At 71.4% G+C, this 18,136-nt stretch carries 16 protein-coding genes; 4 read left to right on the top strand and 12 right to left on the bottom strand.

What is annotated here, in order from left to right:
- Nucleotides 1-196 precede the first annotated feature (196 nt).
- Together ACZ4MU_RS27660 and ACZ4MU_RS27655 are read left to right on the top strand one after the other, a co-directional pair.
- Nucleotides 197-1,645 carry a cytosine permease gene (locus ACZ4MU_RS27660; protein WP_467881704.1) on the top strand — a complete coding sequence of 483 codons (1,449 nt, stop codon included), beginning with the start codon at nt 197-199 and terminating at the stop codon, nt 1,643-1,645.
- Between the two features lie 86 nt (nt 1,646-1,731).
- Complete coding sequence (locus tag ACZ4MU_RS27655; RefSeq protein WP_467881702.1) at nt 1,732-2,703, top strand: LLM class flavin-dependent oxidoreductase; 972 nt, start codon at nt 1,732-1,734, stop codon at nt 2,701-2,703.
- A 41-nt stretch (nt 2,704-2,744) separates the two neighbouring features.
- On the opposite strand, the gene ACZ4MU_RS27650 is transcribed toward ACZ4MU_RS27655, so the two are convergent.
- The 4 genes from ACZ4MU_RS27650 to ACZ4MU_RS27635 form a co-directional block, all read right to left on the bottom strand.
- The gene (locus ACZ4MU_RS27650) at nt 2,745-4,160 is read right to left on the bottom strand and encodes a sugar porter family MFS transporter (RefSeq protein ID WP_467881700.1); all 1,416 of its coding nucleotides are present in this window, start codon (nt 4,158-4,160) and stop codon (nt 2,745-2,747) included.
- Between the two features lie 206 nt (nt 4,161-4,366).
- Nucleotides 4,367-7,945: a chromosome segregation protein SMC gene (smc, locus tag ACZ4MU_RS27645; RefSeq protein ID WP_467881698.1), complete on the bottom strand. Its 3,579-nt coding sequence runs from the start codon at nt 7,943-7,945 to the stop codon at nt 4,367-4,369.
- Nucleotides 7,946-8,173: 228 nt separating this feature from the next.
- Nucleotides 8,174-8,392: a hypothetical protein gene (locus ACZ4MU_RS27640; protein ID WP_067164723.1), complete on the bottom strand. Its 219-nt coding sequence runs from the start codon at nt 8,390-8,392 to the stop codon at nt 8,174-8,176.
- 382 nt (nt 8,393-8,774) lie between these two features.
- Nucleotides 8,775-9,056 (bottom strand): acylphosphatase, encoded by a 282-nt coding sequence (locus tag ACZ4MU_RS27635; protein ID WP_467881697.1) that lies wholly within the window; start codon nt 9,054-9,056, stop codon nt 8,775-8,777.
- 183 nt (nt 9,057-9,239) lie between these two features.
- Between ACZ4MU_RS27635 and ACZ4MU_RS27630 the strand changes: the two genes are divergently transcribed.
- Together ACZ4MU_RS27630 and ACZ4MU_RS27625 are read left to right on the top strand one after the other, a co-directional pair.
- Nucleotides 9,240-10,082 (top strand): CAP domain-containing protein, encoded by an 843-nt coding sequence (locus ACZ4MU_RS27630; RefSeq protein WP_467881695.1) that lies wholly within the window; start codon nt 9,240-9,242, stop codon nt 10,080-10,082.
- Between the two features lie 74 nt (nt 10,083-10,156).
- The gene (locus ACZ4MU_RS27625; RefSeq protein WP_467881693.1) at nt 10,157-10,555 is read left to right on the top strand and encodes a winged helix-turn-helix transcriptional regulator; all 399 of its coding nucleotides are present in this window, start codon (nt 10,157-10,159) and stop codon (nt 10,553-10,555) included.
- On the opposite strand, the gene mutM is transcribed toward ACZ4MU_RS27625, so the two are convergent.
- From mutM to recG, 8 genes are all read right to left on the bottom strand, one after another.
- Entirely contained in the window at nt 10,528-11,388 is an 861-nt protein-coding gene (gene mutM, locus ACZ4MU_RS27620; protein WP_467881691.1) for a bifunctional DNA-formamidopyrimidine glycosylase/DNA-(apurinic or apyrimidinic site) lyase, read from the bottom strand. The genes ACZ4MU_RS27625 and mutM overlap by 28 nt on opposite strands.
- Nucleotides 11,389-11,599: 211 nt before the next feature.
- Nucleotides 11,600-12,433 (bottom strand): ribonuclease III, encoded by an 834-nt coding sequence (gene rnc, locus ACZ4MU_RS27615; protein WP_467881689.1) that lies wholly within the window; start codon nt 12,431-12,433, stop codon nt 11,600-11,602.
- A 19-nt stretch (nt 12,434-12,452) separates the two neighbouring features.
- A complete protein-coding gene (gene rpmF, locus ACZ4MU_RS27610) occupies nt 12,453-12,626 on the bottom strand; it encodes a 50S ribosomal protein L32 (protein WP_026165248.1) in 174 nt (57 codons plus the stop codon).
- A gap of 2 nt (nt 12,627-12,628) precedes the next feature.
- The gene (locus tag ACZ4MU_RS27605) at nt 12,629-13,276 is read right to left on the bottom strand and encodes a YceD family protein (protein ID WP_467881853.1); all 648 of its coding nucleotides are present in this window, start codon (nt 13,274-13,276) and stop codon (nt 12,629-12,631) included.
- Nucleotides 13,277-13,482: 206 nt separating this feature from the next.
- A complete protein-coding gene (locus ACZ4MU_RS27600; RefSeq protein ID WP_467881687.1) occupies nt 13,483-14,589 on the bottom strand; it encodes an ATP synthase F0 subunit B in 1,107 nt (368 codons plus the stop codon).
- A 96-nt stretch (nt 14,590-14,685) separates the two neighbouring features.
- Nucleotides 14,686-15,168: a pantetheine-phosphate adenylyltransferase gene (gene coaD / locus ACZ4MU_RS27595; RefSeq protein ID WP_467881851.1), complete on the bottom strand. Its 483-nt coding sequence runs from the start codon at nt 15,166-15,168 to the stop codon at nt 14,686-14,688.
- 20 nt (nt 15,169-15,188) lie between these two features.
- Nucleotides 15,189-15,773, bottom strand: a complete 585-nt coding sequence (gene rsmD / locus ACZ4MU_RS27590; protein WP_467881685.1) for a 16S rRNA (guanine(966)-N(2))-methyltransferase RsmD — start codon at nt 15,771-15,773, stop codon at nt 15,189-15,191.
- 126 nt (nt 15,774-15,899) lie between these two features.
- A complete protein-coding gene (gene recG, locus ACZ4MU_RS27585; protein ID WP_467881683.1) occupies nt 15,900-18,116 on the bottom strand; it encodes an ATP-dependent DNA helicase RecG in 2,217 nt (738 codons plus the stop codon).
- Nucleotides 18,117-18,136 lie beyond the last annotated feature (20 nt).

The raw sequence follows: 18,136 nt of genomic DNA, 5'->3' as shown, positions 1-18,136 counted from the left end.
AGTATCAGTCATGGCCCGTCTCCGTCAGGGCCCGTCGCGGGGCCCCGCTCGTGTCTTCCCATGAAGATCAAAGGGGATTATGGGGCAATCGTCGTATTAAGTTACGATGGAAGAGGAGCCATCAACGCGCGTAGAGTCCCCCGAGATGACCCCCACCGGCTCTCCCGTGAGCCGAGCGAGAGGCAACCGCACCCTCATGAGCACCACCTCCCAGTCCGAAGGCGCACTGGAAACCCGTGGCCTTGAGCCCGTCCCCGACAGCGAGCGCACCGCCAGAACCCGCGAGCTCTTCCCCACCTGGGTCGCCGCCAACATCAGTGTGCTGCTGCTCACGATGGGCGCGAGCCTCGTCGTGACGTACAAGCTGAACTTCTGGCAGGCGATCGTCGTCGCGGTCGCGGCGCCCCTCGTCAGCTACGGCCTGGTGGGGCTCATCTCCATCGCCGGAAAGCGCGGCGGCGCGCCCGGCATGGCGCTCTCGCGCGCGGTCTTCGGCCAGCGCGGCAACCTGCTGCCCGGCTCGCTGATCTGGGTCGCCCGCTGGGGCTGGGAGACGATCAACGCGGTCACCGGCGCCTACGCGATGCTGACCGTCCTGGACATCGTCTTCGGCATCGGGAGCAACACCTTCCTGATCATCGTGACGCTGCTGCTCTTCGTGGTGACGACCTTCGCGATCTCCGGCCTGGGCATCAACGTCGTCCAGAAGTGCAACAAGTACGCGACCTACCTCTTCGGCGCGTTCTCCGTGCTCGTGCTGGTCTATCTGGCGCTGAACACCGACTGGAGCGAGGTCTTCGACCGTCCGGCCGGGAAGATGTCGCTGATGGTCGCGGGCACCGGTCTGATCGCCGCCGGCGGTGTCAGCTGGATCCCCTCCGCCCCGGACTTCACCCGCTATCTGCCGCGCACCGCCTCGTCCGGGGCGATGGTGGCGAGCTCCGTCGGCGGCGCCGGGATCGTGGTGCTGCCGATGGTGCTGATGGGCGCGGTCATGGCGGTCTCCACCCCGGACCTGGCCTCGGCCGCGGACCCGGTCTCCTTCCTCGGCGAGATCCTGCCGCTGTGGATCGCGGTGCCGTACCTGCTGATCGCGCTGGTCGGCATGGTGCTGATCAACTCGATGTCGATGTACTCGGCCGGTTTCACCGCGCAGACCCTCGGCTTCAAGATCCCGCGCCACTGGGCGGTCTCGGTCAACGCCGTGATCTCGCTGGCCTTCGGCGGCGTCCTGATGCTGGTGGCCAAGAGCTTCATGGGCTCCTTCATCGCCTTCCTCTCGCTGCTCGCCGTCGCCTTCTCGGCCTGGGTCGGCGTCTTCGGCGCGGACATGCTGCGGCGCACCGAGTACGACGCGAAGGCGCTGCTCGACACCACGCCCACCAGCGCCTACTGGTACACGGCCGGCTTCTCCCCCGCCGCCGTCGCCGCCTGGGCGGTGGGCCTGGGCTCGGGCCTGCTCTTCACCACCTCGGACTGGTTCACCGGCCCGCTCGCCGCGAACAACCCGGTCGGCGAGTACGGCCTGGGCTGGGTGGCCACCATCGTGGTCTCCGGGCTGCTGTACGTGGTCCTGCCCAAGCCCGCCGTCCCGGCCCCGGCCGAGAGCGAGCAGGCCGAGGAGCCCGCGCCCCTGGCTGTCTGACGCATCGTCAGCTAACGTCCCCCTCCATCGGATCACCGGATCCACCGGTTCCAGCCGGGCCCGGCCCGGCGGAGGGGGACTTGTCCATGCCGTTCACCGTCGTACGCATGAACCTGGTGGCCCCGCACGAGCCGCCCGAGCCCCTGTCGGCCCGCTACCGCGCCGCGGTGGAGATGGCCGCGTACGCCGACGCCCGCGGCGTCGACACCATCCAGACCGAGGAGCACCACGGCACCGGCAACGGCTGGCTGCCCTCCCCGTTCACCTTCGCGGGCGCGGTCCTGGGGGCCACCGGCCGGATCGCCGTCACCGTCTCCGCGATCATCGGCCCGCTCCACGACCCGCTGCGGCTCGCCGAGGACATCGCGGTGCTGGACCTGCTGAGCGGCGGGCGCCTGGTGACGGTCGCGGGGATCGGCTACCGGCCCGAGGAGTACGAACGGGCGGGCGTCGAGTGGGGCAGGCGCGGCAAGCTCCAGGACCTGCTCCTGGAGACGCTGCTGAAGGCGTGGACGGGCGAGCCGTTCACCTACCGGGGGCGTACGGTACGGGTCACCCCGCGCCCCTTCACCCAGCCGCACCCGATGCTGCTGGTGGGCGGCTCGTCGAAGGCGGCGGCGCGAAGGGCGGCCCGGCTGGGGCTGCCGTTCTTCCCCAGCGCGCACCTGCCGGAGCTTCAGGCGTACTACCACGAGCAGCTGGCCGCGCACGGCACCGAGGGCTGGACGATGATGCCGGCCGAGCAAACGCCGCTGCTCCATCTGAGTGAGGACCCGGACCGGGCCTGGGCGCTGTACGGGGAGCACTTCCTGCACGAGGCGCGGACGTACGCGTCCTGGCAGTCCAAGGACATCCGCTCGGCGGTCCGCTCAACGGCGTCCACGGTCCAGGAGCTGCGCGCCGAGGGCGTCTACCGGATCGTGACGCCTCAGGAGTGCGCGGCGCTGGGTGCCGAGAGCCTGGTGCTGCACCCGCTGTGCGGCGGGATGCCGCTGGAGGAGGGGTGGCGCGGTCTGCGCCTGTTCACGGACGACGTACTGCCCCGGCTCCATGGGTGAGCCGGGGCAGTACGTGTGTCGAGGAGTCAGGGCAGCGGGGTTTAGCCCATCTCCTCCAACGCCTTGCCCTTGGTCTCCTTGACGTACTTCAGTACGAAGGGGATCGAGAGGGCGGCGAAGATCGTGTAGATCACGTAGGTCGCGGAGAGGTTCCAGTCGGCCAGCGACGGGAAGCTCGCGGTGATGGCCCAGTTGGCGATCCACTGCGCGGCGGCGGCGACGCCGAGGGCGGCGGCGCGGATGCGGTTGGGGAACATCTCGCCGAGGAAGACCCAGACCACCACGCCCCAGGACAGGGCGAAGAAGAGCACGAAGACATGGGCGGCGACCAGGGCGATCCAGCCCTGGGTGGCGGGCAGCTTGCCGTCCACGAGGTCGTAGCTGAAGGCCCAGGCCTCCAGGGCGAGGCCGAGGGCCATGCCGACCGAGCCGATGAGCGCCAGCGGCCGACGGCCGACCCGGTCGACGAAGATCATCGCGATCACGGTGCCGATGATGTTGATGATCGACGTGGTGAAGGAGTAGAAGAACGAGTCCGTCGGGTCGACGCCGACCGACTGCCACAGCGTCGAGGAGTAGTAGAACGCGACGTTGATGCCGACGAACTGCTGGAAGACCGACAGGCCGATGCCGACCCAGACGATCGGCTTGAAGAAGAAGGAGCCGCCGAGCAGGTCCCTGAAGCTCGACTTGTGCTCGCTCTTCATGGCGTGCTCGATCTCGGCGACGCGGGCGTCCAGGTCGATGTCGCCCTCGACCTCCCTGAGCACCTCACGGGCGCGCGCGTCGCGGCCCGCCGAGATGAGGAAGCGCGGCGACTCGGGGATGGCGAAGGAGAGCAGGCCGTACAGGACGGCGGGGATGACCATCACGCCGAGCATGACCTGCCAGGCCTCCAGGCCGATCAGCTTTCCGCGCTGATCGCCGCCCGCGGCGTTGAGGATGCCCCAGTTGACCAGCTGCGAGATGGCGATGCCGATGACGATGGCGGCCTGCTGGAAGGAGCCGAGCCTGCCGCGGTAGGCGGCGGGGGCGACCTCGGCGATGTAGGCGGGGCCGATGACCGAGGCCATGCCGATGGCGAAGCCGCCGATGATGCGCCAGAAGGCCAGGTCCCACAGGGCGAAGGGGAGCGCGGAGCCGACGGCGCTGATGGTGAAGAGCACGGAGGCGATCTGCATGCAGCGGATGCGGCCGATGCGGTCCGCGATCCGGCCCGCGGTGGCGGCGCCGATCGCGCAGCCGATCAGAGCGATCGCGATGACCTGGGCGAGCGCCGCGGAACCGATGTCGTAGCGGCCCCTGATGGCTTCGACGGCGCCGTTGATGACGGCGCTGTCATAGCCGAAGAGGAAACCGCCCATCGCTGCCGCCGCCGCGATGAAGACGACGTGGGCGAGGTGCTCGGGATGCGCCGTACGGGCTCCCGAGGCCGGTGGCTGCGTAGTGCTGGTCACGTGAACTCCTGGGGCCGCCCGGCAGCGTCGCCGGGCGTTGGGGGCACTTCAAGTGGCGCACAACTTCGGGTCACCCACCACTTGAAGGAAAAAGCAACGTTGCAGAGACTATGCCTTCAAGTTCCGAAGTCAATAGGCCAAGAGATGTGAATTGAGCGACCCTGGCGTGTCGCGCTTGTTCAACACTTGAAGATGGGTTACGGGGGCTAGCGGAGGCGCTGGCTGATGACCTTGGAAACGCCGTCACCCTGCATGGACACGCCGTACAACGCGTCCGCGACCTCCATCGTGCGCTTCTGATGCGTGATCACGATCAGCTGCGAGGACTCCTGGAGCTCCTCCATGATCCGGATGAGCCGCTGGAGGTTGGTGTCGTCGAGCGCCGCCTCCACCTCGTCCATCACATAGAACGGGCTCGGCCGTGCCTTGAAGATCGACACGAGCAGTGCCACGGCCGTCAGCGACCTCTCCCCGCCCGAGAGCAGCGAGAGCCGCTTGACCTTCTTGCCCGGCGGGCGCGCTTCCACGTCCACCCCGGTGGCGAGCATGTTGCCCGGGTCGGTCAGGATCAGCCGCCCCTCGCCGCCCGGGAAGAGCCGCGAGAAGACGCCTTCGAACTCCCTGGCCGTGTCCCGGTACGCCTCCGTGAACACCTGCTCGACCCGCTCGTCCACCTCCTTCACCACCTGAAGAAGGTCGGCCCGCGTCTTCTTCAGGTCCTCCAGCTGCTCGGAGAGGAACTGGTGCCGCTCCTCCAGAGCCGCGAACTCCTCCAGCGCGAGCGGGTTGACCTTTCCCAGCTGCTGGTACGCCCGTTCGGCTGACCTCAACCGTTTTTCCTGATCCGCGCGGTCGAAACTCCGGGGGCGGTTGCGCGGGTGGTCCGGGTCCTCGGGAAGCTCCTCCCCCTCGGCGGCCGGGGACGGCGGCACGGGCTGGTCGGGCCCGTACTCCGCGACCAGCCCGGCCGGCTCCACCCCCAGCTCCTCCAGCGCCTTCGTCTCCAGCTGCTCGATCCGCAGCCGCTTCTCCGCGCCGAGTACCTCACCGCGGTGCACCGAATCCGTCAGCTTGTCGAGCTCGCCCTTGAGGTCGCGGCCGGTGGCCCGGGCGGCCGCCAGCTCCTGCTCCCGCGCTGCCTTCGCGGCCTCGGCGTCCGCCCGCTCCCGCTCGGCCCGCACCACCGAGACCTCGACATGGGCAAGCAGTGTCCGCGCGCCCGCCGCCACGGCCGCCGCCACCCGGGCCTCGTGGCGCAGCCGGGCGCGCCGCTCCTCGGCCCGGGCGCGGGCCTCACGCTCGGTGCGGGCGCCCCGGTCGAGCGCGTCGGCCCGCCCGGCCAGGCCCTTGACCCGCTCCTCGTGCGTACGCAGCTGAAGGCGGGCCTCCATCTCCGTCTGGCGGGCGTTGGCCCCATCGGCGGCGAGCCGGTCCCGCACGGAGGTGTCGGGCTCCTCCGCCCCCTCCTCCCCGAGGCAAGCACTCTCCTCGGCGACCAGGAGCCGCTCGGTCAGCTCCTCGGCCTCCTCCAGCGCCTTCTGAAGGGCCTCCTGGGCGCGGGCGGCTGCCGCCGCCGTGCGCTCGGCCTCGCCCGCGGCGCCGCGCGCCTGCCCCGCGAGACGCCCGAGCCGCTGGGCGACGGACGACTTCTCCCGGTCGGCGGCCCGCCGCCGCTCCCCCAGCTCCTCGACCCGCTCGGCGCACCGGGCCCGCAGTTCCCCCGCCGTGCGCTGCGCCCCGGCCAGCTCCTCGCACCGCACCGCCAGCTCCGCGAGCTCGGCGGCGGCCTCGTCGACGGAGGCCTGCACCTCCAGCAGGCTGGGCGCCCCGGCGGAGCCGCCCTGCGCGAAGTACGCCCCGAGCAGGTCGCCCTCGACGGTGACGGCGGTCAGCTCCGGCCGGGCGTGGACCAGGTCCTCGGCGTCCTCCAGGGTGTCCACGACGACGACCCCGCGCAGCAGCCCGCCCACGGCGGGCAGCAGCTCCTGCGGGCCGCGCACCAGGTCCGCCGCGTAGGGCGGCCCGCCCGGCCGTACGGGTTCGGGCGCGGGTTCCAGGGGGCCGGGCAGCCCGCCCACCAGCAGCGCGGCCCGTCCGGCGTCCTGCTTGCGCAGCAGCCGGATCGCCTCGGCAGCGGTGGCGGGGCCCGACACCGCGAGCGCGTCGGCGGCGGCGCCCAGGGCCGCGGCCACCGCCACCTCGTACCCCGGCACGACGGCGAGCAGGGCGGCGGCGGGACCGAGCAGCCCCTGGAGGGAGTCCTGGGCGGCGAGCAGGGCGCCCGTGCCGTCCTTGCGGCGCAGGCCCAGGGCGAGCGCGTCGTGGCGGGCTGCCACGGCGGCGCGCCGGCGCTCGGCGACCGTGGCCGCCTCGCGGGCGGCGCCGAGGGCCGCCTCCGCCTCGGCGAGCTCGCGCTTGGCGCGCTCATGGGCCTCACCGAGCTCGTGGTCGTCCGCGTCCAGGCCGTCGACCTCGGCCTTCAGCTGTTCGTACTCCTCCTGGGCCAGCGCCGCCCGCTCGCCCGCCTCGTCCCGCGCCGCCGCGAGCCGGTCGATCTCCGCCTGCGCCGAACCCGCCCTGCTCCGCGCCGCGTTGACCTGGCCGTGCAGCCTCGCCAGGCCCTCGCGCCGGTCCGCGATGGCCCGGGCCACGTCCTTCAGACGCCGCTCCTCCAGCGCGAGCTCCCGCTCCAGCTCGGCGCGGTGGGAGGCGGTGTCCTCCAGGGCGCGCTCGGCCGCCTCGCGCGCCGCCTCCAGCTCCGCCTCCTGCTCCCGGATCCGGGCGGCCTCGCGCTCCATGTCCTCGGGGTCGCGGCCCCGGCGCTCCTCAGGGGGCTGAGCGGTGGCGCTCTTCACGCGCGCGTCCGCGAGCGAGACCGTGCCCCGCACCCTCTCGGCCAGCCGCGACAGCTCGTACCAGGTCTGCTGGGCGGCGGTGAGCCGGGGCGTGAGCCTGCGGACCTCCTCCTCCAGCTCCGCCTCGCGCGCGAGGGCGGCCTTCAGCTCGGCCTCGGCGCTGTCCTTGCGCTGCTTGAGCGCCGCCTCGTCCTCGATCTCGGCGCGCAGCGCCCGGCGCATCCGCACCAGGTCGTCGGCGAGCAGGCGCAGCCGGGCGTCGCGCAGATCGGCCTGGATGACGGCGGCCCGGCGCGCGACGGCGGCCTGCCGGCCCAGCGGCTTGAGCTGGCGCCGCAGCTCGTCGGTGAGGTCCTGCACGCGCGCGAGGTTGGCCCGCATCGCGTCCAGCTTGCGCAGCGCCTTCTCCTTGCGCTTGCGGTGCTTGAGGACGCCGGCCGCCTCCTCGATGAAGGCGCGCCGGCCCATCGGATCGGCGTGCAGCACGGAGTCGAGCTGGCCCTGCCCGACGATCACGTGCATCTCGCGGCCGATGCCGGAGTCGGAGAGCAGCTCCTGGATGTCGAGCAGCCGGCAGGTCTCGCCGTTGATCTGGTACTCGCTGCTGCCGCCCCGGAACATGATCCGGGTGATGGTGACCTCGGCGTACTCGATCGGCAGGGCGCCGTCGGAGTTGTCGATGGTGAGGGAGACCTCGGCGCGGCCCAGCGGCGGGCGGCCGGTCGTCCCGGCGAAGATGACGTCCTCCATCTTGCCGCCGCGCAGCGACTTGGCGCCCTGCTCACCCATGACCCAGGACAGCGCGTCCACGACGTTGGACTTGCCGGAGCCGTTGGGGCCCACCACACAGGTGATGCCGGGCTCGAACTTCAGAGTCGTCGCGGAAGCGAAGGATTTGAACCCGCGCAGGGTCAGGGCCTTGAGGTGCACGCCGTCGGACTCTACTCTGCGCCCCCGCCCGCGCCCCGGGAAGGCGCAGCCCCGGCGGTTTCACCTCTGGCCCCGCAGGGCACACCGGATGAGGAGGACGCAGGGGCTGACGAGGGGTGGCGGCGGCCGGGGAGGGCCGGGAAAGAAAGAAGGGACGCCATAGGGCGTCCCTTGCATATCTGTCTCGGGAGAGTGGATCTCACCTACGGGCCTTTGGGCGGCCCGGACTCAGGTGAGCGCAGGCTCCGCCTGGGGTACGTCGATGTCGATGCCTTCGAGCAGCGAGTCTCCGCGGTGCGAAGCGACGGCAGCCGACAGTGCGTCCTTCTCGGACTGGATCCGTACGAGCTCGGACTCAAGGTCCTGGACACGCTGCTGGAGCCGTCGCATCTCGGCGAGGAGTCGCGGGTCGGAACCGCCGACGTAACCGAGAAGCGCCTTTGCCATGATGGATGGTCCTCCACAATGAGTGACCGACCGAAGCGGTGTGGGTCGTGAGGGAATCGCACCCGCGATGTTTGGACTTCGACTGCGGTTCTTCATGCCAAACAGCTAAGGTGCGGGGGGCTTTCAGCGTCTCACCAAAAAGTTTGACGGTCAACACGATCACGCCCCGCATCGGCGGGCAATCCGGGGGCCGTCGAGCCGGAAAGCGTCCGGCGAGGCCTCTCCTCGGAGCCCTGGGGGCGTGGAGATCATCCTTCTAGCGGCAGCCTTGCACGCCCGGCCCGGATTGGCAACAACGAAGTCGTACGAGGTCAGGGGCCACGGAACCGGACCCGTCGACGGTCGCGCCCTTCGGGGCCGTCCCGCCCGCGCCCCGGGGGCCCTAGCGGATGACGAAGCCGTCGTAACCGCCGCGCGGTGTGGCCCAGATCTCGGTGACGCCGTCGACCCTGCCGGGTGTGTCGGGCCCCCTCAGCCACTCCAGCAGGCGGTGGCAATTATCACGTGACCCCTCGGCCACGACCTGCACCCGGCCGTCGTCGAGGTTGAGCGCGAACCCGACGAGGCCGCCGATCTCCAAAGCGTTTGCCCTGGTGAACCAGCGGAAGCCCACTCCCTGTACTCGGCCGCGCACCCAGGCGGTGAGCCGTGCATCTTCGTTCATGGGTGCACGCTAACCGGCCAATAGCTCAACGATCACTTCGCCCTCACGCGCCATGGCGTACAGTCCCGACGCAATGAGCCTCACCCGTTCGGACCAGTGTCCGCCACCCGCGACGGGGACCGGGGCCCAGGGACCGCAGCACTGAGCAAAGAGCAGCACTGAAGCACTGAGGGAGGCCCGCAGATGGGACGCCATCGCCGCTCCGTCGAGCCCGCCAAGAAGCGGCCCGCCGCGCCCGTACGCACCGGGCTGCTCGGCGCGTCCGCCGCCGTGGCGGTGGGCGCCGTGGCCATAGCCTCCGGCGTGCTGCCGGGCGGCTCCTCCTTCGAGCTCAACGGCGGATCCACGGGCGAGCACGTCCGGGCCGACGGCGGCGCCTCCGACCTGCGCCAGCAGGGCGGGCAGTCCGCGCGGCCGACCAGCGCGGCCCCCTCGGCGCCGATCACCTCGCCGAGCACCCACGCGCCCCTCACCTCCCCCTCCGCCACACCGTCCCAGAAGCCCTCCTCGTCCGCGCCGGCCCCGGCGCGGACGCGGGAGAAGCCCTCGGCACCGGTGGCGGCACCCACACCGCTCGCGCCGTCCGCGACCCCGTCCCGGGTGCGGACGGCCGTGCCGGAGCAGCGGCAGGTCAAGGCCCCCACCGCCGAGCAGGCGGCCGCGGCCACCGTCGTCTCGCTGGTCAACCAGGAGCGCGCCCGGGCGGGCTGCAGCCCGCTGAAGGCCGACGCCTCGCTGGCGGCGCTGGCCACCGCGTTCAGCGACGACATGGCCGCGCGCGGCTTCTTCGACCACACCGACCCGGACGGCAGGAGCCCCTGGGACCGGGCCGCCAGGGCGGGCGTCGGCAACCTGGGCGGCGAGAACATCGCACGCGGGCAGGCGGACGCCAAGGCGGTCATGGAGGCCTGGATGAACAGCCCCGGCCACCGGGCGAACATCCTGAACTGCGACTACAAGACGTTGGGCGTCGGCGTGCATTTCGGCGAGGGCGGCCCGTGGTGGACGCAGGACTTCGGCTTCTGACCACCTGATCCGCCTGTCACATCCGAGACAGCGCTAACTTCTGGTTAGCGCTGTCTCGTCGTATGGTGTGGGGTATGGAAGAGACCGCCACCGCCGGCCCCGCGGACCTGCCGTTCGACGTCTTCTCCAAGGCGTGCCCCTCGCGCGGCACCCTGGAGCACGTCACCGGCCGCTGGGGCAGCCTCACCCTGGGCGCGCTCCACGAGGGCAGCTTCCGCTTCAACGAGCTGCGGCGCAGGGTCGACGGGGTGAGCGAGAAGATGCTCTCCCAGACCCTCCAGGCGCTGGAGCGCGACGGGCTCGTCCACCGCGAGGCGCAGCCCACCAATCCGCCGCGCGTCGACTACCGCCTGACCCCGCTGGGCGAGGAGGTCGCCGAGCGCCTGCTGGGTCTGATCCACCTCATGGAGGACCGGATGCCGGTGGTCCTGAAGGCGCGTGAGCGCTACGACGCGACGCGCGGCGGGCGCTGACAGCGCGGGCAGAAGTAGCTGGACCGGTTCATCCAGGGGCGCCGTCGCATCGCCGTGCCGCACCGGCGGCAGGGCTCGCCCTCACGCCCGTACGCGTCGAGCGAGCGGTCGAAGTACCCCGACTCCCCGTTCACGTTGACGTACAGGCTGTCGAAGCTGGTGCCGCCGACGGCGAGCGCCTCGGTCATCACTTCCCGTACGTGGCCGAGGAGTTCGGCGGTCTTGGGGCGCGTGAGCGTCCAAGTGGGGCGCTCGTAGTGCAGCTTGGCGCGCCACAGGGCCTCGTCGGCGTAGATGTTGCCGACGCCGCTGATGAGTGACTGGTCGAGCAGCGCGCGCTTGACCGTGGTGCGGCGCAGCCGCAGCGCGGTGAAGAAGGCGGCGTCGTCGAAGAGTTCGTCGAGCGGGTCGCGCGCGATGTGCGCGATGACGTCGGGCAGCCCCTCGGGGGTGTTCTCGTGGAGCGAGAGCCCCCCGAAGGTCCGCTGGTCGACGAAGCGCAGCTCGGTACCGGCCGTGTCCTGGAAGCGCAGCCGGATCCGCAGGTGCTTCTCGTCCGGAGCGCTCTCGGGCTGGACGAGCAGCTGCCCGCTCATCCCGAGGTGTCCGAGTACGGACTGCCCGGTGTCGGCCAGCGGGAGCCAGAGGTACTTCCCGCGCCGCTGGGCGACCCCGATCCGGTGTCCCTTGAGCCGGGCCGCGAAGTCGGCCGCGCCGGCCAGGTGGCGGCGCACCGCCCGGGGATGCAGGACCTCGACGGCGTCCAGGGTCCGCCCGGCCACCCAGCGCTCGAGTCCGCGACGGACCACTTCGACCTCGGGGAGTTCTGGCACGGGCTCCTCCGGAGGGGTCGCGGGATGACGGGGGGTGCTTGGAGGGTATCCCGCTCCCTGCCCGGGGCCGCGCCCAGGCCCTCCCGTCCGTCCACGGACCGGCGGGCGGCGGGCGGCGAGTGGGGGCGGCGGTGCGACGCGGACGCAAAGAACCCCTGTCCGCACGGAATCCGTACGGGCAGGGGTTCAGAGTCGGGCTCTCAGGAAACGGTCAGGCTGCCGGGTCGGCGGCGGGTGTCGGCGTCCCGCCGTCCGGCTCGGTCGCGAGGGCTTCGGCCTCCGCCTTCGCCCGGGCGATCCGCTCGTCCGCCGACGCGCTGATCGCGCGCCACGCGGACTCCGCGGCCTGCTGCTCCGCTTCCTTCTTGCTGCGGCCGGTGCCGGTGCCGTACGAGACACCACCGACGCGGGCGGCAGCAGTGAAGGTCTTCTCGTGGTCGGGACCCGTCTCGGAGACCAGGTACTCCGGAACGCCGAGGCCTTCGGCCGCGGTGAGCTCCTGGAGACTGGTCTTCCAGTCCAGGCCGGCCCCGAGGTTCGAGGACTTCTCGATCAGGGGGTCGAAGAGCCGGTGGACGAGCTCGGAAGCCGCCCCAAGACCCTGGTCCAGGTAGACCGCGCCGATCACCGCTTCCAGGGTGTCGGCGAGGATGGAGGCCTTGTCCCTGCCGCCCGTGCCCTCTTCGCCCCGGCCGAGCCGGATGAAGGAGCCGAGGTCGAGCCCACGGCCCACCTGCGCCAGCGCACGAGAGTTGACCACCGCGGCCCGGAGCTTGGCCAGCTGGCCTTCCGGGAGGTCCGGGTGGGTGCGGTACAGCGTGTCGGTGACGACCAGACCGAGCACCGAGTCCCCGAGGAACTCGAGCCGTTCGTTGGTCGGCAGACCGCCGTTCTCGTACGCGTAGGAGCGGTGGGTCAGCGCACGCACCAGAAGGGCGGACTCAAGGTGATACCCGAGCCGCCCTTCCAGAAGCGTGTGGGACGAGGCCGAGTTGTTGTCGCTACTGCCCGCCTTCTTGGCGCCGGCATTCGACAGATCAGACATCGGGCCTCTCACCAGCCGCTCAGACCTCGAGGACCTGGCGCTTGTTGTAGGTGCCGCAGCTCGGGCACGCGATGTGCTGCTGCTTCGGCTCCTGGCAACGCTCACACGAAACCAGGGTGGGGACCGCAGCCTTCCACTGCGACCGGCGGTGGCGCGTGTTGCTGCGCGACATCTTCCGCTTCGGAACAGCCACGGCTACTTCTCCTGCTTCTCGGCGGCGCGCTGCACGTCAGAGGCAGTGCCGCTCATGTTGTCCTTCTCGCCGTCCTGGATGGTCCCGGCGAGTCCTTGCAGTGCCGCCCAACGGATGTCGACGGCGTCGTGGTGGTGGTCGGGGTCGTCCTCGAGCCTGAATCCACAGGTGGAACACAGGCCGAGGCAGGTCTCCCGGCACACCGGCTGCATCGGCAGTGCGAGCACCACCGCATCACGCAGCACGGGCTCGAGGTCGAACAGGCCGTCCTCGAGTGGAATGACGTCCTCGTCCTCGGCGTCGTCGGCCGGCTCCGCCTGCTTGCTGCGGCCCCGGTCGTCGGCGTCAGGGTACGAGAACAACTCCTGGAAGTCCGCATCGAGCGTCAGCTCCAGCGGCTCCAGACACCTTACGCACTCCCCCTCGGCCGATGCACGGGCGGTGCCTGTGACAAGCACCCCTTCCATGACCGACTCCAGGCGGAGCTCGATCTCCACGGGCGCGCCCTGGGGCACGCCGATGACGCCGTCGATCCCGAGATCGGCGGGCGCCTCGACCGTGCGGGAGATCCGCTGGAGGGCACCGGGACGCCGACCCAGCTCGTGCGTGTCGAACACGAGGGGGTTGCGGTGGTCGAGGTGCGTACTCAGGGTTCTTCCCGCTTTCGGATCGTGGAGGGTTGGCCACCATGCGTCGCCGTGGGTGCGGCGATGCCGGGGCAGCGTTGATCGCGGACGTACGCGCGACCGAAGAGCCAGGATACTGGACCGGCCGCGTTTGACCCAATCCGGCCCCGTCGCCCCGCCCCGCAGGGGGGCGGCGAACCGTGGCCGGACGCCCCGCTCACGCGCAGTGCTCAGCGGCCCTGCTCGTACTGCCGCAGCTGTTCGAGATCGATCATGCTCGTGTCGAAGAGGCTGGTCTCGTCGAGCGCGGGCTGCTGCGGGTGCGCGGCCTGCCTGCCGTAGTCCTGGTCGTGCCCGCCCCGCGGGTGGCCCTGGCCCTGATCCTGGCCCTGGTCCTGGTGGACCTGCTGCTGGGCGTAGGCCTGCGGGTCGTAGGCGTACGGGTCCTGCTGCTGGTCGTAGCCGTACTGGGCGTACTGCTGCTGGGGCTGCTGGTAGGCGTACGGGTCCTGCTGGGGCTGCGGCTGGGCCTGGGCCTGGCCGTAGCCGTACGGGTCGTAGACCTGGGCGGGGACCTGGGGCTGCGCGGCGGGCCGGGGCTGCGGGTCGGCCAGCTCGGCCAGGCCCGCCAGGTAGTCCGCGTCGCTGGTGTGGCCGCCGAGGGCACCCGCGGCGTCCTGGGCGGCCATGTGGGCGCCCAGTTCGTCCGAGGCGATCCGGCCGTGCAGCTTCTCGCGGCCCCGGCCGACGGCCTCCAGCGTCTTGGCGAGGACGGCCTCGAAGGCGCCGAGCTTGGCGTCGACGTACTGGTCGGCCCGCTGGATGAGCGTCTGGGGGTCCGCGCTGTACTCCGGCGCGTCCGCGTCCGTCTGCCCCTGCTCGTCGAGGCCCGGGCCGCGGCCGAGGAGCTTCTCGCGGCCGCGGTCGACGGAGCCGATGGTCTTGGTGAGGACGACCTCGAAGTTGGCCAGCTTGGAGTCGACGTAGTCGTCGGCCTCGGCCCGGATCTCCTCGGCCTCGCGCTTGGCGTCGGCGAGGATACGGTCGGCCTCTTCCTGGGACTGCCGGGCGACGGCCGTGTCGGAGATCAGGGTGCCGCGCTGGGCGTGCGCGGACTCGATGATCCGCTCGGCCTCCTGGCGGGCCTGCTCGACCAGCTGCTCACGGCCGCCGATCAGCTCCTGGGCCTGGGCGAGGGAGCCGGGCAGGGCCTGGCGCACCTCCTCCAGGAGCGCGAGCAGCTCGGCGCGGTTGACCACGCACGAGGCCGACATGGGCATGGAGCGGGCGCCGGCGACGACGTCGACGATCTCGTCCAGCTTCTTCTGCACGTCCACCGTGGGCTCGCCACTCTCTACGACTGGTTGGGAGACGGACGGGACGACTGTAAGGCCAGTCGGGGCCCGCCCGACACCAGCTGACGGGCAGTCGGCTCAGCGCTGTTCGGCGATCCGCGCCACGAGTGCGTCGTGGACGGTGGCGGGCAGCAGGTGGGAGACGTCCCCGCCCCATGCCGCGACCTCCTTGACCAGCGACGACGACAGGAAGCTGTAGGTCGGGTTGGTGGGGACGAAGAGGGTCTCGACGCCCGAGAGGCCGTTGTTCATCTGGGCCATCTGGAGCTCGTAGTCGAAGTCGCTGACCGCGCGCAGGCCCTTCACGATGGCCGGGATGTCGCGCTGCTTGCAGAAGTCGACAAGGAGGCCGTGGAAGGACTCCACCTCCACGTTGCCGAGGTCGGCGGTCACCTCGCGGATCAGCCCGATCCGCTCGTCGATGGTGAACAGGCCCTTCTTCGACTGGTTGATCATCACCGCGACGTGCACGACGTCGTACAGCTTCGAGGCCCGGGCGATGATGTCGAGGTGTCCATTGGTGATGGGGTCGAACGACCCCGGACAGACGGCACGGCGCAACTGAAGTCCCTCGCTCCCGGTCATGGTGCGTCTTCGCACGTAGAGGCGGCGCGACCGTACCAAAGCGTGCCCTCGCCGTAACGGCGGGCCCGCAGCGGCTCGAACCCCCGCGGCCAGCCGAATTCCCCGCCTCTGGTGCTGCGCTCCACGGTGACCAGACACTCGTCGGCGAGCCACCCCTGAGTGCGGAGTGTGAGCAGGATCTCCCGAAGATCGTCATCGGTCACCGCGTACGGCGGATCGAGGAACACCACGTCAAAGGGGGTTTCGGGGGCCGGACCCGCAGCGATCTGTTCCGCTTTTCCGTTACGTACCTCCGCGCCCGGAAGGCCCAGTACGCGCACGTTGTCGCGGACGGTCTTCACGGCCCGCGCGTCGGCCTCCACCAGCAGCGCGTGCGAGGCACCCCGGGAGAGCGCCTCCAGGCCGACCGCGCCCGACCCGGCGTACAGATCCGCGACCCGGATGCCCTCCAGCGTGCCCAGCAGGGCCTCCCAGGTGGAGAAGAGGCCCTCGCGCGCGCGGTCGGAGGTGGGGCGGGTGCCGTTGCCCGGCGGAACGGCCAGGCGGCGTCCGCCGGCCCGGCCGGCGATCACGCGGGTCATCTCAGTCCTTGTCGGTGTACGGGTGTCACTGGAGCCCCCAGTTTCTCAGAACGCGGCGCGGACGCCGCCCGCGCGCCCCGGCGGTCACCCCTTGCCGAGCCCTGCCGAGCCGTGTCGAGGTACCGCTCAGCCCTTGTCGAGGTACTGCTCGCGGTCCTTGTCCAGCAGCGCGTCCAGGGCCGTCCGCAGCGCGGGCAGGCCCTCCAGGTCCGGATCCCGGCCCACCACCGCCACCGCCTCCTCGCGGGCCGCCGCGATCACCTCCTCGTCCTCGATGACCGCGAGCATCCGCAGCGAGGAGCGCACGCCGGACTGGGCCTGGCCCAGCACATCGCCCTCGCGCCGCTGCTCCAGGTCGATCCGGGAGAGCTCGAAGCCGTCCAGGGTCGCGGCCACCGCGTTCAGCCGGGCCCTGGCCGCGCTCGCCTCCGGCATCTCGGTGACCAGCAGGCACAGGCCCGGGGCGGAGCCGCGGCCGACGCGGCCGCGCAACTGGTGCAGCTGCGAGACGCCGAACCGGTCCGCGTCCATGATCACCATCGCGGTGGCGTTCGGCACGTTCACCCCCACCTCGATGACCGTGGTCGCCACCAGCACGTCGACGTCGCCGGCCGCGAACCGACGCATCACGTCGTCCTTGTCGTCGGGCTGCATCCGCCCGTGCAGCACCTCCACGCGCAGTCCCTGGAGGGGGCCCGCCCGGAGCTGGTCCGCCAGGTCCAGGACGGCGAGCGGCGGGCGCTTGTCGGCCGTCTCCTCGGCCGCCTTCTTCTTGGCGGCCTTCTTCTCGTCGGCCTCGTCCGCCAGGTCACCGATGCGCGGGCACACCACGTACCCCTGGTGGCCCTTGGCGACCTCCTCGCGGACCCGCTCCCAGGCGCGGGCCAGGAAGTGCGGCTTGTCCTGGGCGGGGACGACATGGCTGGCGATGGGCGAGCGCCCGGCCGGGAGCTGGTCGAGGACCGAGGTCTCCAGGTCGCCGAAGACGGTCATCGCCACCGTGCGCGGAATGGGCGTGGCGGTCATCACCAGCAGATGCGGGGGCTGCTTGCCCTTGCCGCGCAGCGCGTCGCGCTGTTCGACGCCGAACCGGTGCTGCTCGTCGACCACGACCAGGCCCAGGTCGTGGAAGTGCACCTTGTCCTCGATCAGCGCGTGCGTGCCGATGACGATGCCCGCCTCGCCGGTGACCAGGTCGAGCAGTGCCTGGCGGCGGGCGGCCGCGCCCATCGAGCCGGTGAGCAGCACGACCTTCGTACCGAGGTCGGAGCCGCCCAGCATGCCGCCCTCGGCGAGCTCGCCCATCATCTCCGTGATGGACCGGTGGTGCTGCTGGGCGAGGACCTCGGTGGGGGCGAGCATCGCGGCCTGCCCGCCGGAGTCGACCACCGCGAGCATCGCGCGCAGGGCGACCATCGTCTTGCCCGAGCCGACCTCGCCCTGGAGCAGGCGGTGCATCGGGTGCTCGGTCGCCAGGTCGTCGAAGATCTCCTTGGAGACGCTCCGCTGGCCCTCGGTGAGGGTGAAGGGCAGCTTGGCGTCGAAGGCGTCGAGCAGGCCGCCGGGGGCGGGCCTGCGCGCCACGGCGGGCAGCTGCGCGTCCGCGTACCGCCGCCGGGCCAGGGCGACCTGGAGGACGAACGCCTCGTCCCACTTCAGCCGCCGGCGGGCCTGCTCCACGTCGTCCTTGGTGTGCGGCCGGTGGACCTTGAGCAGCGCCTCGGGCAGCGTGGCGAAGCCGCGGCCCTCGCGCAGGGACGCGGGCAGCGGGTCGACGGCCTCCTGGGCACTGGGCAGCACCGCGTCGACCGCCTTGGCGATCTTCCAGGACTCCAGGCCCTTGCAGGCGGGGTAGATCGGGATGAGCGCGCCCGCCCAGGAGTCGACCACCTCGGCGGAGTCGCCGTCCTCGTCGATGTCGGCGGCGAGCTTCGCGTACGTGGGGTGGGCGAGCTGGAGGCGGCGGTTGAACATCGACACCTTGCCCGCGAACATCGCGCGGCTGCCGGGCAGCAGCTCCTTGTGCGGCTTGTGGATGCCCCGGCCGAAGAAGACCAGCTGGAGCCGGCCGCTGCCGTCGGTGATCGTGATCTCCAGGCGCTGGCCGCGCCCCCCGTTGAAGGTGTGCACGCGCGCGTCGGCCACCTGCGCCACCACCGTGACGTCCTCGTCGAGGGGGAGCTCGGCCAGTCTGGTGAGCTGGCCGCGCTCCTCGTACCGCCGCGGGTAGTGGTGCAGGAGGTCGCCGACCGTGTGCAGATCCAGCTGCTCGGCCATCACCTTCGCGGTGGGTCCGCCGAGCAACTTCTTCAGTGGTTCTTCGAGCGCAGGCACGCGATCCATTGCACACCACGCCACTGACA

The sequence above is a fragment of the Streptomyces sp. NPDC026377 genome, assembly GCF_055567715.1.
Note: the sequence above shows the minus strand (reverse complement) of the source record. Positions and strands in the feature narration are given on the sequence as shown.

Bases quoted from the DNA above. Each gene is read 5' to 3' on its own strand.
- rnc (WP_467881689.1), bottom strand. From the start codon at position 12,433: ATGTCTGATCTGTCGAATGCCGGCGCCAAGAAGGCGGGCAGTAGCGAC.
- rsmD (WP_467881685.1), bottom strand. From the start codon at position 15,773: ATGACCCGCGTGATCGCCGGCCGGGCCGGCGGACGCCGCCTGGCCGTT.
- ACZ4MU_RS27625 (WP_467881693.1), top strand. From the start codon at position 10,157: ATGGAAGAGACCGCCACCGCCGGCCCCGCGGACCTGCCGTTCGACGTC.
- ACZ4MU_RS27655 (WP_467881702.1), top strand. From the start codon at position 1,732: ATGCCGTTCACCGTCGTACGCATGAACCTGGTGGCCCCGCACGAGCCG.
- ACZ4MU_RS27635 (WP_467881697.1), bottom strand. From the start codon at position 9,056: ATGAACGAAGATGCACGGCTCACCGCCTGGGTGCGCGGCCGAGTACAG.
- recG (WP_467881683.1), bottom strand. From the start codon at position 18,116: ATGGATCGCGTGCCTGCGCTCGAAGAACCACTGAAGAAGTTGCTCGGC.
- ACZ4MU_RS27630 (WP_467881695.1), top strand. From the start codon at position 9,240: ATGGGACGCCATCGCCGCTCCGTCGAGCCCGCCAAGAAGCGGCCCGCC.
- ACZ4MU_RS27660 (WP_467881704.1), top strand. From the start codon at position 197: ATGAGCACCACCTCCCAGTCCGAAGGCGCACTGGAAACCCGTGGCCTT.
- ACZ4MU_RS27640 (WP_067164723.1), bottom strand. From the start codon at position 8,392: ATGGCAAAGGCGCTTCTCGGTTACGTCGGCGGTTCCGACCCGCGACTC.